Source organism: Rhodoferax sp. UBA5149, from assembly GCF_002413825.1.
GTDB lineage: Bacteria > Pseudomonadota > Gammaproteobacteria > Burkholderiales > Burkholderiaceae_C > Rhodoferax.
The window spans coordinates 1,440-14,717 of the sequence record NZ_DHXT01000159.1 but is presented as its reverse complement, the minus strand read 5'-3'; the positions used below and the strand labels follow the sequence as shown (position 1 = coordinate 14,717).

13 protein-coding genes are annotated in these 13,278 nt (G+C 61.6%); 12 read left to right on the top strand and 1 reads right to left on the bottom strand.

What is annotated here, in order from left to right:
• Positions 1 to 52: 52 nt before the first annotated feature.
• The 8 genes from B3V69_RS14110 (at position 53) to B3V69_RS14075 (ending at position 8,144) form a co-directional block, all read left to right on the top strand.
• Positions 53 to 1,474 carry a bifunctional enoyl-CoA hydratase/phosphate acetyltransferase gene (locus B3V69_RS14110; protein WP_296447558.1) on the top strand — a complete coding sequence of 474 codons (1,422 nt, stop codon included), beginning with the start codon at positions 53 to 55 and terminating at the stop codon, positions 1,472 to 1,474.
• Positions 1,475 to 1,484: 10 nt separating this feature from the next.
• Positions 1,485 to 2,660, top strand: coding sequence for an acetate/propionate family kinase (locus B3V69_RS14105; protein WP_296447556.1), 1,176 nt, complete (start codon positions 1,485 to 1,487; stop codon positions 2,658 to 2,660).
• 31 nt (positions 2,661 to 2,691) lie between these two features.
• Entirely contained in the window at positions 2,692 to 3,435 is a 744-nt protein-coding gene (locus B3V69_RS14100) for a 16S rRNA pseudouridine(516) synthase (RefSeq protein ID WP_296447554.1), read from the top strand.
• 46 nt (positions 3,436 to 3,481) lie between these two features.
• The gene (locus B3V69_RS14095) at positions 3,482 to 4,477 is read left to right on the top strand and encodes a YncE family protein (protein ID WP_414707535.1); all 996 of its coding nucleotides are present in this window, start codon (positions 3,482 to 3,484) and stop codon (positions 4,475 to 4,477) included.
• Positions 4,461 to 5,276 carry a polysaccharide deacetylase family protein gene (locus B3V69_RS14090; RefSeq protein ID WP_296447552.1) on the top strand — a complete coding sequence of 272 codons (816 nt, stop codon included), beginning with the start codon at positions 4,461 to 4,463 and terminating at the stop codon, positions 5,274 to 5,276. The genes B3V69_RS14095 and B3V69_RS14090 overlap by 17 nt, the downstream gene beginning before the upstream one ends.
• Before the next feature lie 29 nt (positions 5,277 to 5,305).
• Entirely contained in the window at positions 5,306 to 6,262 is a 957-nt protein-coding gene (locus B3V69_RS14085) for a sterol desaturase family protein (protein WP_296447551.1), read from the top strand.
• Between the two features lie 63 nt (positions 6,263 to 6,325).
• Positions 6,326 to 7,225: an EI24 domain-containing protein gene (locus B3V69_RS14080; RefSeq protein WP_296447550.1), complete on the top strand. Its 900-nt coding sequence runs from the start codon at positions 6,326 to 6,328 to the stop codon at positions 7,223 to 7,225.
• A complete protein-coding gene (locus tag B3V69_RS14075; protein WP_414707533.1) occupies positions 7,191 to 8,144 on the top strand; it encodes a competence/damage-inducible protein A in 954 nt (317 codons plus the stop codon). The genes B3V69_RS14080 and B3V69_RS14075 overlap by 35 nt, the downstream gene beginning before the upstream one ends.
• Positions 8,145 to 8,188: 44 nt before the next feature.
• Here the strand turns inward: B3V69_RS14075 and B3V69_RS14070 are convergent, their stop codons facing one another.
• Positions 8,189 to 8,329 (bottom strand): hypothetical protein, encoded by a 141-nt coding sequence (locus tag B3V69_RS14070; RefSeq protein ID WP_296447546.1) that lies wholly within the window; start codon positions 8,327 to 8,329, stop codon positions 8,189 to 8,191.
• Between the two features lie 24 nt (positions 8,330 to 8,353).
• On the opposite strand from B3V69_RS14070, the gene glnA reads away from it, so the two are divergent.
• The 4 genes from glnA (at position 8,354) to ntrC (ending at position 13,176) form a co-directional block, all read left to right on the top strand.
• Positions 8,354 to 9,769 (top strand): type I glutamate--ammonia ligase, encoded by a 1,416-nt coding sequence (gene glnA, locus B3V69_RS14065; protein WP_296447544.1) that lies wholly within the window; start codon positions 8,354 to 8,356, stop codon positions 9,767 to 9,769.
• Positions 9,770 to 9,907: 138 nt separating this feature from the next.
• Positions 9,908 to 10,405, top strand: a complete 498-nt coding sequence (locus B3V69_RS14060) for a hypothetical protein (RefSeq protein ID WP_296447542.1) — start codon at positions 9,908 to 9,910, stop codon at positions 10,403 to 10,405.
• Positions 10,406 to 10,434: 29 nt separating this feature from the next.
• Positions 10,435 to 11,517 carry a nitrogen regulation protein NR(II) gene (gene glnL / locus B3V69_RS14055; protein WP_296447581.1) on the top strand — a complete coding sequence of 361 codons (1,083 nt, stop codon included), beginning with the start codon at positions 10,435 to 10,437 and terminating at the stop codon, positions 11,515 to 11,517.
• Positions 11,518 to 11,604: 87 nt separating this feature from the next.
• Complete coding sequence (gene ntrC / locus B3V69_RS14050; RefSeq protein WP_296447540.1) at positions 11,605 to 13,176, top strand: nitrogen regulation protein NR(I); 1,572 nt, start codon at positions 11,605 to 11,607, stop codon at positions 13,174 to 13,176.
• The last annotated feature ends 102 nt before the right edge of the window (positions 13,177 to 13,278 follow it).

Genomic DNA, 13,278 nt, shown 5'->3' with positions numbered 1-13,278 from the left:
ACCCCGCCGTGACCCCGCCGTGACCCTGGCTTTGCCAGCTTAAAAAACCACCATGAATTTCACCCTAAACACCGATCTGATTGAAAACGTCACCTACGACGAAATTACCCTGGGCCAAAGCGCGCGCTTGCTGCGCACCCTGACGCTGGCCGACATCCAGGCCTTTGCCGCCGTGTCGGGCGACACCAACCCGGCCCACCTGAACGCCGAATACGCCAACGACACCTTGTTTCACGGTGTGATTGCCCACGGCATGTGGGGCGGCGCCCTGATCTCGGCCTTGCTGGGCACGCAGTTCCCCGGCCCCGGCACTATTTACCTGGATCAGATGTTGCACTTCGTGAAGCCGGTTCGCATTGGGGACACGCTGACCGTGACGGTCAAGGTGGTGAGCAAGGACGACGCCAACCGGAGTGTCGAACTGGATTGCCAGGTGCTCAACCAGAAGGGCGACCGCGTGCTGCACGGTACCGCCCGGGTGCTGGCGCCGACGAAAAAAGTGCGCCTGGCGCGCGTCAATGGGCCGCAAATCCAGTTGTTTGATCCGGAAGCCCGTTTCAATGAATTGTTGGCGCGCAGTGCCGGCATGGCGGCGGTGCGTTGTGCCGTCGTGCACCCCTGCGATGCCGGCTCGCTCAGTGGCGCCATGGACTCGGCCCGCTACGGCTTGATCGTGCCGGTGCTGATTGGCCCCGAGGCGCGCATCCGTCATCTGGCGCAAGAGGCCGATATTGACCTGGGCGGCATCGAGATCATCTCGGCGCCGCACAGCCATGCCGCGGCCGAAATGGCGGCCGACATGGCCGCCAAGGGGGATGTCGATATCCTGATGAAGGGCAGCTTGCACACCGACGAGCTGATTCACTCGGTGTTGGCCCGCCCGGCCTTGCGCACCGGGCGGCGCATGTCGCATGTGTTCCGCTTCGATGTGCCGCTGTACAGCAAGCCGCTGCTGATCACCGACGCGGCGCTCAACATTCGCCCCACGCTGCAGGAAAAGGTCGACATCATCCAGAACGCCATCGATTTTGCGCGAGTCATGGGCGTGCAAACCCCCAAGGTCGCGATTTTGTCAGCGGTGGAAACCGTCAACCCCAATATCCCGTCCACGCTGGACGCCGCCGCCCTGTGCAAGATGGCCGACCGGGGCCAGATCAACGGCGGTTTGCTCGAAGGCCCGCTGGCTTTTGACAACGCCATTTCGGCCCAGGCCGCCCGCATCAAGCACATCGAGTCGGTGGTGGCCGGTGACGCCGATATCCTGGCCGTGCCGGATCTGGAATCGGGCAATATGCTGGCCAAGCAACTGGAGTACCTGGCGGGCGCCAGCGGCGCCGGTCTGGTACTGGGCGCGCGGGTGCCGATTGCCCTCACCAGCCGGGCCGACGGCCCGATGAACCGTGTGGCTTCGGCCTTGCTGGCCCAGCTGGCGGCGCATAACGCCCGCCGCGACCAGCCGCGGCAAGCCTGGTAAGGCGCGGCCCATGTCCATTCTTGCCGTCAATGCAGGCTCGTCCACGCTCAAATTTTCCATCTATCCGCTGCAGGGCGGCCAAGTGCAGTCCAGCGTGCTCACCGGCAGCTTCGAAGGGCTGGAGCCCGGTGGCGTGCCGGTGCTGGGCTGGACCTTTCAGGGGCGTCAGCAAACCCGCCAGCTCACACCCGGCGCCAATTCCTTCGGTGAAGCGCTGCGCAGCCTGGGCGAACTGCTGGCGGGCGACCCTGCCATTCCGGCGATCGACGCCATAGCGCACCGCGTGGTGCATGGCGGGCAGGATTATTCCGCCAGCGTGCGGGTCACCGAGGAGGTGCTGACCCGGCTGAGCCGCCTCACTTCCATGGCGCCGCTGCACCAGCCGCACAACCTGCAGGGCATCCGGGCCTTTCAAAAAGCGTTTCCTGCGACGCCCCAGGTGGCTTGTTTTGACACCGCCTACCACGCGACGCTGACCGAACTTGATTACAGCTATGCCCTGCCGCAGGCGCTGACCGAGCAGGGCGTGCGCCGCTACGGCTTTCATGGCCTGTCTTACCAGTACGTCATGGGCGTGCTGCAGCAACGCAGTGCGCGGGCCGGCGGCCGCGTCCTGATGGCGCATTTGGGGAACGGGGCCAGCCTGTGTGCCGCCATTGAGGGGCGCAGTTGCGCCACCACCATGGGGTTTTCGGCTTTGGAAGGCCTGGTGATGGGCACCCGCGGCGGTTCGCTGGACGCCGGCGTGCTGTTGTACCTGCTGGAGCAGGGCTGGGACCATGACCGGCTGCAAACCATGCTTTACAAACAAAGCGGCTTACTCGGCGTGTCGGGTATTTCCGCCGACATGCGCCGGCTGCGTCTGGATGGCAGCGCGGCGGCGCAGCGGGCGATCGATCTGTTTACCCACCGGGTGGTATGCGAATCGGGTGCGCTGGTCGCTTGCCTGGGCGGGCTCGACGTGCTGAGCTTCAGCGGCGGCATTGGCGAACATGACGTCGTGCTGCGGGCCCAGGTCTGTGAACGCCTGGCCTGGATGGGCGTGGCGCTGGACCCGGCGCTGAACCAGCAGGCCAGCGGCGACGCGGTTCTGGCCATCCACAAGCCGGCCAGCCGGGTGCAGGTCTGGGTCGTGCCGACCGATGAAGGTCGTGTGGCCGCGCAGGAGGCGGCGCGCCTGATTTGATGCGCTGCCGGGGCTTTGCGATACTCAAGGCATGCAGTTACAAGACATTCTTTATTCCCAAGGCTTCGGCACCCGGCGCGTCTGCGCCGGCCTGGTGCAGCAGGGCCTGGTTCAGGTTTATGAGTCAAATGAGGCGCTAGCCCCCGTCCCCTGTGCGCAATCAGCTACTGAATTTGTAGCAGACGGGTTGCGCTTTCGGGTCCAGGGGGTGGATTGGCCCTACCATGAAAAAGCCTATGTGATGCTGAACAAGCCCACGGCCACCGAATGCTCACAGAAACCTTCGACCCACCCCAGTATCTACACCCTGCTGCCGTCGCCGTTGCGCTTGCGGCCGCAAAAGGGTGCGGTGCAGGGGGTGCAGGCGGTCGGGCGACTCGATCAGGACACCACCGGGCTGCTGCTGTTGACCGATGACGGCAAGTTCATTCACCGCATGAGTTCGCCGCGCCACCATGTGCCCAAGGTCTATGAAGTCACGGTCAAACATCCGCTGGACGAGGCCCAGGTGCATAAGCTGCTGACCGGCGTGGTGCTGGACGATGATCCGAAACCGGTGCGGGCGGCGGCCTGTGAGGCGGTGTCCAGCCACCATCTGCGCCTGACCCTGACCGAGGGCAAGTATCACCAGGTCAAGCGCATGGTGGCGGCGGTGAGCAACCGGGTCGAGGCCTTGCACCGCTCGCAGATTGGCGGCTTGCGCCTGCCCGATGACCTGGCGCCGGGCCAGTGGCGCTGGTTGAGCCAGGCCGATTTGGCCCTCATCGCTGCGTGATGCGAGCGGCCCGTTACACTTGACGCTTACCTGAGAGAGTGTTTTTGTGACGTTTCCTGTTCGTTTCGCTGCCCGTCTAGCGGGTGTTTTGGCCTTGTTATGGGCCTCCCTGGCGCCCTTGGGTGCGCTTGCCGTCAACCCCATTTTTGTGATGAATTCGCTGGAGGCCAGCGTGAGCGTGGTGAACCCCGCGAGCTGGAAAGAGACGCGCCGCATTCCCACCGGCAAAGAACCGCACCACCTGTACCTCACACCCGATGAAAAATCGCTCATTGTTGCCAATGCCTTGAGCGATTCCTTGATGTTCCTGGACCCAAAAACGGCGGCGGTGCAACGCACCGTGCGTGGCATTCTCGACCCCTACCAGTTGCGCTTTTCGCCCGACATGAAATGGTTCGTGACGGCGGCCAACCGGCTCAACCACATCGACATCTACCACTGGGACGGCGCCAATCTGACGCTGGCCAAACGCATTGCCACTGGCAAGACCCCCAGCCACCTCTGGATCGACAGCAAAAGCAGCACCATTTATTCCACCATGCAGGGCAGTGACGAACTGGTGGCGATCGATCTCGTCAGCCAGACCCTGAAGTGGCGCAGCAAGACCGGCGCCCTGCCGGCCGATGTGTTTGGCACGCCCGATGACAAGTTTTTACTGATTGGACTGACCGGCGGTGAAGGCGTGGAGGTCTATGACGTCAGCGGGGGCGAACCCCGGCTGGTCAACACCCTCAAGACCGGGCAGGGGGCGCATTCTTTTCGCAGTGCGGGCGACAAGCGCCATGTGTTTGTCAGCAACCGGGTCGCCAACACCATCAGCAAGATCGATTACCAGACCATGACCGTGGTGGAACGCTACCCCGCACCGAGTGGGCCGGATGACATGGACCTGTCGGCCGATGGGCGTTATATCTACGTGGCGTCGAGGTGGGCCAAGAAGCTGAGCGTGATCGACACCCAGTCGCACCAGGTGGTGCGTCAAGTCAAAGTCGGCAAGTCCCCGCATGGGGTCTGGACGCTGGACCATGTACCGCGTCAATAAGCTGTCGGCCGGGCGCAGAATTGCTATTGTTGTGATAGCTGCTTGCGCATATTCCACGGGGGCTAGCGCTGAGAATACCTGTGATAAGCCGGTGTACCTGACGTTTGACACCGGCCACATGGACATCGCCCCGTTTGTGGCGGAAGTGCTCAAGCGGCAAAACGTCAAAGTCACTTTTTTCGCCGCCAATGAGCGCACCCGGGTCGGCGACGGCAGTCTGGGCAACCATTGGGCGCCCTGGTGGAAGGCGCGGGCGGCCGAGGGCCATGAATTTGCCTCGCACACCTACGACCACGTTTACTGGCGTGGCGATTTGCCCGGGGTGGAGCCCAAATTTCGCATGTTGCCCACGGCCGGTGCCCTGGAGGGCCGCGAGTTCACCTGGGACGCCAAAAAATACTGTGAAGAGCTGGCCGATGCGAACGAGCGCCTGCAGAACCTCACCGGGAAAAAACCACTGCCCCTGTTTCGCGCGCCCGGTGGCAAGACATCGCCGCGGCTGCTCGCCGTGGCCAAAGCGTGCGGGTTTGAGCACGTCGGCTGGGCGGCGGCGGGGTTTTTGGGCGACGAGTTGCCCAGTGAGAAGTTCAGCAACCAGGCCTTGCTCAAGAAGGCGCTGCGCGATATCAAAAAGGGCGACATCCTGATGGCCCACCTGGGCATCTGGTCGCGCAAAGACCCGTGGGCTCCGAGCGTACTGGAGCCGCTCATCATGGGCCTCAAGGACAAGGGCTTTTGCTTTGCCACCCTGCGCGACCACCCCGCCTACAGCGCCTGGGTGACGGCTGCGGGCCGATAGTCAGGGCACCAACCAGACAGCGGCCACCGATGGATTTTTTTGCCGACGCATTCTCAGGCGCCCAGCAGCGGTTGTTTGAGTCCCTGATTCAGCCGGCGATGTTTGCGCTTGGCCTGGGCAATCTGCTGGCCGATGGCTATGACGCCACCGGCTGGCTGCTGGTCGGCTTGCTCCAGCTCTCAGTCCTGGTTGCCGTGATCGGGCCGCTGCAGCACTGGCGCCCGGTGGAGCCGGTGACGGACCGTGCGGCGGTGCGCATCGACATCTTGTACACCGTCATCCACCGGCTCGGGCTGTTTCGCCTGGTGCTGTTTTTCTCACTGAGTTCCTGGTTTGATGACTTGTTTGGCACGCTGCGCGTGGCCGGGTTCAGTACCTTTCATCTGGATGCCTTGTGGCCGGGCGTGACCGACCTGGCGCTGGTCAGTCTGGTGATTTATCTGCTGGCCATCGATTTCGTCAACTACTGGGTGCACCGTGGCCAGCACCAGTTTGGCTGGTGGTGGAAACTGCATGCATTGCACCACTCACAACGCCAGATGACGATGTGGACCGACAACCGCAACCACCTGCTGGACGACGTGATTCGGGACGTGATCGTGGTCGTGGTGGCGCAACTGATCGGCGTGGCACCCAGCCAGTTCGTGGCCATCGTGGCGTTTACCCAGCTCAGTGAAAGTTTTCAACACGCCAACGTGCGCATCTGGTTTGGCCGCGTCGGTGAGCGCTTGTGGATCAGCCCGCGCTTTCACCGGCTGCACCACAGTGTTGGCTTTGGCCATGAGTCGGCCGGCAAGAATACCCTCGGCGGACACAATTTTGGGGTACTGCTGCCGTGGTGGGACATGCTGTTTGGCACCGCCAATTTCGAGCTGCGTTATGACCCGACCGGCGTGCGTGACCAGGTGGAGCAGGGGCGCGATTATGGCTGCGGTTTTTGGGCCCAGCAGTGGCTCGGCTTCAAGCGGCTGGCGGGTCGCGCCTGAGCGCTGGGCACAGCGCACCGGCACGGTCAGACGCCACGTGGGTGGCTGCGGCACAATCGCGCGATGAACCTGTTCCTTGATTCTTTCTGGCGCGCACTGGCGTACTGCCTGCGCCCACGCGTGATTGCCCTGTCATTCTTGCCACTGGTGCTGATGGTGGCGCTGGCGTTGGGTTTGGGCTATTTCTATTGGGAAAGCGCGATGGACTGGGTGCGCGGGGCGCTGGAGGCCTCGTCGATCATCAACCAAGTCTGGGCCTGGTTGCAGAGCGTTGGCGCGGGCAGCCTCAAGGTGGTGCTGGCGCCCCTGATTGTGATTTTTGCGGTGACGCCGGTCATTGTGGTGCTGTCGCTGCTGCTGGTCGCGGTTCTGATGACGCCGGCCTTGACGCTGCTGGTGGCCGAGCGGCGTTTTCCTCAACTGGAGCGCAAGCGCGGCGGCTCGCTGCTGGCCAGCATCTTGTGGTCCCTGGGCTCGACCCTGCTGGCCTTGATTGCCATCATTATTTCAATCCCGCTGTGGCTGGTGCCGCCCTTGATTTTGTTGCTGCCGCCGCTGATCTGGGGCTGGCTGACCTACCGGGTGATGGCGTTTGATGCGTTGGCCGAACATGCCAGCCTAGAGGAACGGCGTGAGATTTTTCGCCGACATCGGGGTCGGCTGCTGGGCATCGGCGTGTTATGCGGGTATCTGGGGGCGGCGCCGAGCTTGATTTGGGCCTCGGGAGCCCTGTTCGCGACGATGTTTGTGATTTTGGTGCCACTGGCGATCTGGATCTACACGCTGGTGTTCGCGTTTTCTTCGCTGTGGTTTGCGCATTACTGTCTGGCGGCATTGCAGGCCTTGCGCGCCGAGGCCGCTTTGCCTGTGGCCACGCTTGTCCCGCTGGCGCCTGCGGCGATCGATGTGCAGGCGGTAACATGGCCGAATGACACAACTCCCGGCTCCAACTCATCCCGTTAACGTGAAAGTTAGCGCTGCGCCCCGTTTCGGTCTGATCATCATCGGGGACGAAATTCTGTCGGGCAAACGTGCCGACAAGCACCTGCCCAAGGTCATCGAGCTGCTCAAGGCGCGTGGCTTGCAACTCGACTACGCCGACTACGTGGGCGACTCGCCGGAGCGGATTACCGCCACGCTGAAGCGCGCCTTTGCCTCAAACGACGTGGTGTTTTCATGCGGCGGCATTGGCGCCACGCCGGACGACCATACCCGCCAGTGCGCGGCCAGGGCTTTGGGGCGGGAGTTGATGCTGCACCCCCAGGCCGAGGCCCTGATTCGCCAGCGCATGCAAGAGCTGGCGAAGGAACAGGGCACGGTCTATGAGGCCGATCGGCCTGACAACATTCACCGGCTGAACATGGGCATGTTTCCGGCGGGGGCGCAGCTTATTCCCAACCCATTCAACAAGATACCCGGTTTTTTCTGCATGGGCGATGCGTCAGTGGAAGACGGGCAATTCTCCGCCGGGCCGCCCCAAGGAGAATTAGTCCCCTCGGGGGGCAGCGACCCACACGAAGTGGGGAAGCGTGGGGGTATCTATTTCGTGCCCGGGTTTCCAGTCATGGCCTGGCCCATGATCGAATGGGTGCTGGACACGCATTACCCGCACCTGCATCGAAGCTCTGCCTGGATCGAAAAGTCCGTCATCGTCTTTGGCGCCATGGAGGCCACGCTGACGCCCCTGATGGAAGAGATCGAACGGGTCTATGCAGGCGTCAAGGTGTTCAGCCTTCCCAGTGTGGATCACTCTGAATACGGGCGCCACATCGAGCTCGGCGTCAAGGGGGCGCCTGATTTGGTGGGGCAAGCCTATCCGGCTCTTCTGGCTGGGTTGCATGGCTTTAACGCCAAACTTGGCCCTGAATTGGTGCAAAAATAGAGGCTCTAATTTGGTGCCAAATGCATTAGCACTAAATTAGTGCATTAAATTTTGCCTGCTCTGCCATGTTCCTTGGGCGCGTGCCGAAACTGGCTCAAACTCAGGGCAAAATAGAGGGCTGGCGGATTTGTCCAGTCGCCGGTGTTGGCACAAAAACTGCATTCGCTGATACGTAACTTTTTCAACAACGATCCAACCAGGAGTATTTGATGGCCAAGACCGTCGCAGACGTCATGAAGATGGTGAAAGAAAACGAAGTCAAGTTTGTTGACTTCCGCTTCACCGATACCCGTGGCAAAGAGCAGCACGTGACCGTGCCTGTTTCCCATTTTGACGAAGACAAGTTCAGCTCGGGCCACGCGTTTGACGGCTCCTCCGTCGCCGGCTGGAAAGGCATTGAAGCTTCCGACATGCAGCTGATGCCGGACCCCAACACGGCCAACATCGACCCGTTTTTTGAAGAAACGACGATGTTCATGAGCTGCGACGTGGTCGAGCCCAGCGATGGCAAGGCCTATGACCGCGATCCGCGCTCCATCGCCAAGCGTGCGGAAGCCTATCTCAAGGCCTCCGGCATGGGCGATACCGCCTTCTTCGGTCCGGAGCCAGAATTTTTCATCTTTGATGACGTGCGCTGGAACACCGACATGTCGGGCACCTTCTTCAAGATCGACGAATACGAAGCGCCCTGGAATTCGGGCAAGAAGATCGAAGGCGGCAACCGCGGCCATCGTCCCACAGTCAAGGGCGGTTACTTCCCCGTGCCCCCAGTGGACAGCACGCAAGACATGCGCGCTGAAATGTCGCTGATTCTGGAGGGCATGGGCGTACCGGTTGAAGTGTTCCACCACGAAGTGGCCGGCGCTGGCCAGAACGAAATCGGCACCCGCTTCAGCACGCTGGTGCAGCGCGCTGACTGGACGCAGATCCTCAAGTACGTGGTGCAAAACGTGGCCAATGCCTATGGCAAAACCGCGACCTTCATGCCCAAGCCCATCGTTGGCGACAACGGCAGCGGCATGCACGTGCACCAGTCGATCTGGAAAGACGGCAAAAACCTGTTTGCCGGCGACGGCTACGCCGGCCTGTCGGACTTTGCGCTGTACTACGTGGGTGGCATCATCAAGCACGCCCGTGCCTTGAACGCCATCACCAATCCCGGTACCAACAGCTACAAGCGTCTGGTGCCCGGCTACGAAGCTCCGGTGAAATTGGCTTACTCCGCCAAGAACCGTTCTGCCTCCATCCGCATTCCGTTTGTGGCCAACCCCAAGGGTCGCCGCATTGAGGCACGATTCCCCGATCCGCTGATGAATCCGTACCTGGGTTTTGCCGCCCTGATGATGGCGGGTCTGGACGGCGTGGAAAACAAGATTCACCCGGGCGAAGCCGCCACCAAGGATCTGTACCATCTGCCGCCCGAGGAAGATGCAAAGATCCCGACCGTGTGCCACAGCCTGGATCAGGCGCTGGACTGCCTGGACGCCGACCGCGGTTTCCTGACCAAGGGTGGCGTGTTCACCGACAGCATGCTGGATGCCTACATTGAACTCAAAATGGGTGAAGTCACGCGCTTGCGCATGGCGACCCACCCGATCGAATTCGATATGTACTATTCGCTGTAATTCGTTACAGTTTGTGGCAAAAAAGGACGGCCTGCGCCGTCCTTTTTTATTTTGGAAGCCATGATTTTTTATGTTCTGCGTTCAATTGGCGCATACTGACAAACTCATCCCTGCCTCTTGTTGATGCGTGGAAAACGTATGAAATATGCTTTATTGATTCCCTTGTTTGCTGCGGTTTTCATAGCAAACAGTTTTTCCCAGCAACGCATTTACCGGTGCGGCAATGAATACACCAACACGGTGCCCGATGCCCAGACGCGCGGCTGCAAGCTCGTGGAAGGTGGCAATGTGACCGTGGTGCAGGGCACCCGCCCCGGGGCGTCCGTGCCCGCACGTATGGCGGCAGCGGCGCCTGTCGGCGGGCAGCGGGTCAACACCGGTGAGCAGAAGTCGCGCGACTCGGATACCCGCCAGATTCTGGAATCCGAACTCAAGAAAGCGGAGGCCCGCCAGGCCGAGTTGCTCAAGGAGTACAACAACGGCGAGCCGGAAAAGCAGGGCGGTGAGGCGCGCAACTACCAGAAGTATCTGGACCGTGTTGCCGAGCTCAAGGCCAATCTGGCACGCAATGAAAGCGATATTGCCGGTATTCGCCGCGAACTCGGGCGCGTGCCGGCCGCCTCTGCGGCAAAATAGGCGGCTTGAAGAAGTCTGCACTCCCCGCCATGGCCTCTGCGGCCGCTCCTGCCGCGTCGGCGGCCGTGCGTTTTCAGTCGTTTGATCTGCTGGCTACCTTGGTGGCTGTGGTGCACGGCAATGGCGCGGTCTTGTTTGCCAATGCGGCACTGGAAGATGCCCTGGGCATATCGCGCCGGGCGATTGTGGGCTCCCATTTCCCCGACAGTTTTACCGAACCGGCCCATCTGCAAAATGGTTTGCAGGGAGCGGGCGGCAATCAATTCGCGGCCCTGCGTTACGACGCCTGGCTGAAGCGTTTGAACCACGAAGCACTGCCCGTGCATGTGATCGTGACACAGACCGAAAGAGCGGATGAAATCATTGTGGAGCTGTTGCCGCTGGAGCAGCAGGCCCGCCAGGACCGGGAGGAACGCCTGTCAGAGCAGGCGCAGTCCAACAAGGAACTGATTCGCAACCTGGCGCACGAGATCAAAAATCCGCTGGGCGGCATCCGTGGCGCGGCCCAGTTGCTGGAGATGGAGATGGAATCGCGCGAACTCATCGAGTACACGCAGGTCATCATTCATGAAGCGGACCGCCTGCAAACGCTGGTGGACCGGCTGCTGGCGCCGCACCGGCGCCCCCATCTGGTGGGTGACGTCAATATTCACGAGGTGTGCGAGCGGGTGCGCTCGCTGATACTGGCCGAGTTTCCCAAGGGCCTCAAAGTGGTGCGTGACTATGACACCTCGATTCCGGAGTTTCGTGGTGACCGCGAGCAGCTCATCCAGACCGTGCTCAACATTGCGCACAACGCCTGCCAGGCCTTGGTGGAGCAGATAACGCAAGGGCAGGCGTGCCTGACTTTTCGCACCCGAATCGCGCGCCAGACCACATTTGGCAAACAACGCTACCGGTTGGCACTGGAATTGCATGTCATCGACAACGGGCCTGGTGTACCAGACTCGATCAAGGACCGAATTTTCTATCCGCTGGTGTCCGGGCGAGAAGGTGGTTCGGGGCTGGGACTGACATTGGCGCAAACCTTTGTGCAGCAGCACCACGGCTTGATCGAGTGCGACAGTGTGCCGGGCCACACGGATTTCAAGATATTGATTCCCCTTCCTTAAACAGTTGGGGACAGAGCTGGCTCACTTCGTGTAGCTGCGGTCTGTCCCGCAATGCCTTTTAATTATTGATCTGAGGTGACAAAAAATATGAAGTCGATTTGGATCGTAGAGGATGACCAGTCCATCCGCTTCGTACTTGAGAAGGCACTGCTGCGTGAGAACCTGCCTACGCGTAGCTTCACCAATCCGCGCGATGTGCTGGTGGCCCTGGATGCCTGCACCGATGACAACTTTCCCCAGGTTCTGGTGAGCGACATCCGCATGCCCGGCGGATCAGGCCTGGAGCTGCTCGACAAGGTCAAGCAAAAGTGCCCCGGCCTGCCCGTCATCATCATGACGGCCTACTCCGATCTGGACAGCGCGGTCTCCGCGTTTCAGGGCGGCGCGTTTGAGTACCTGCCCAAGCCGTTCGATGTGCCCAAGGCGGTGGCGCTGATTCGCCGTGCGCTGGAAGAAAGCCAGCGTGAGCAAGTGGCTGAAGAGCGCACCACGGCGGCGCCTGAGATGCTGGGCCAGGCCCCCGCCATGCAGGATGTGTTTCGGGCCATCGGACGCTTGAGCCAAAGCAACGTTACGGTGATGATCACTGGTGAATCTGGCTCCGGCAAGGAACTGGTGGCGCGTGCCTTGCACAAGCACTCGCCGCGCGCCAACGGCCCGTTTGTGGCGATCAACACGGCGGCCATTCCCAAGGACCTGCTGGAGTCGGAATTGTTCGGCCATGAGCGCGGCGCCTTTACCGGCGCGCAGACCATGCGCCGCGGCCGCTTCGAGCAGGCCGATGGCGGCACGCTGTTTCTGGACGAAATCGGCGATATGCCGTTTGACTTGCAAACCCGTTTGTTGCGGGTCTTGAGCGATGGCCATTTCTACCGGGTGGGCGGTCACAGTGCCGTGAAAACGAATGTGCGCGTGATTGCCGCCACGCACCAGAATCTGGAGCAGCGCGTCAAGGACGGCGCGTTCCGCGAGGACTTGTTTCACCGCCTCAACGTCATCCGCCTGCGGCTGCCGGCGCTACGCGAGCGCCGCGAAGACATCGCCATGCTGACGCGCCACTTTTTGCACATCAGCGCCCAGCAACTGGGCGTGGAGTCCAAGCGCATCTCGGATGCGGCCTTGGTGTGGCTGAGCAACTTTGCTTTTCCCGGCAACGTGCGCCAATTGGAGAACATCTGTCACTGGCTCACCGTGATGGCGCCCGCGCAGGTGATCGAGCCGAAGGATTTGCCACCTGAGGTCGGGGTCGGCTCGGCGCCGTCCCTGTTCAACGCGGCCGTGCCAAGCGTGCCAGGGGATCTGAGCGCTCTGGCCCCGACCGTCGAGGGTCTTGGCGATGACAGCGCGGCCTCATCCGACGCGGCGTCGGGCCTGACCCATGCCCGGGATCTGCCGGGTCACGCGGGCATGACGGGCGACGCGACGGCTTCGCTGTTCACCGGCTCGTTCTCTTGGGAAGAGGGCCTGGAAGCCGAGGCCATGGCCCTGCTGGCCAGTGGTCGGCATGATGTGTGGGATGAACTCACGCACCGCTTCGAGTCCCGACTGATCCGCACCGCGCTGGTCAACACCAAGGGTCGGCGCATCGAGGCGGCCCAGAAGCTGGGCATTGGCCGCAACACCATCACACGCAAGATTCAGGAACTGGGTCTGGAGTAAAAATAGCGCCAGCCCCCGTCAATAAATCGTAGCATGCTATGAAAATAATAGCTTTTATCGTCAGGACGGAAGCAGCTCAATGACGACCGGTGCATGGTCGCT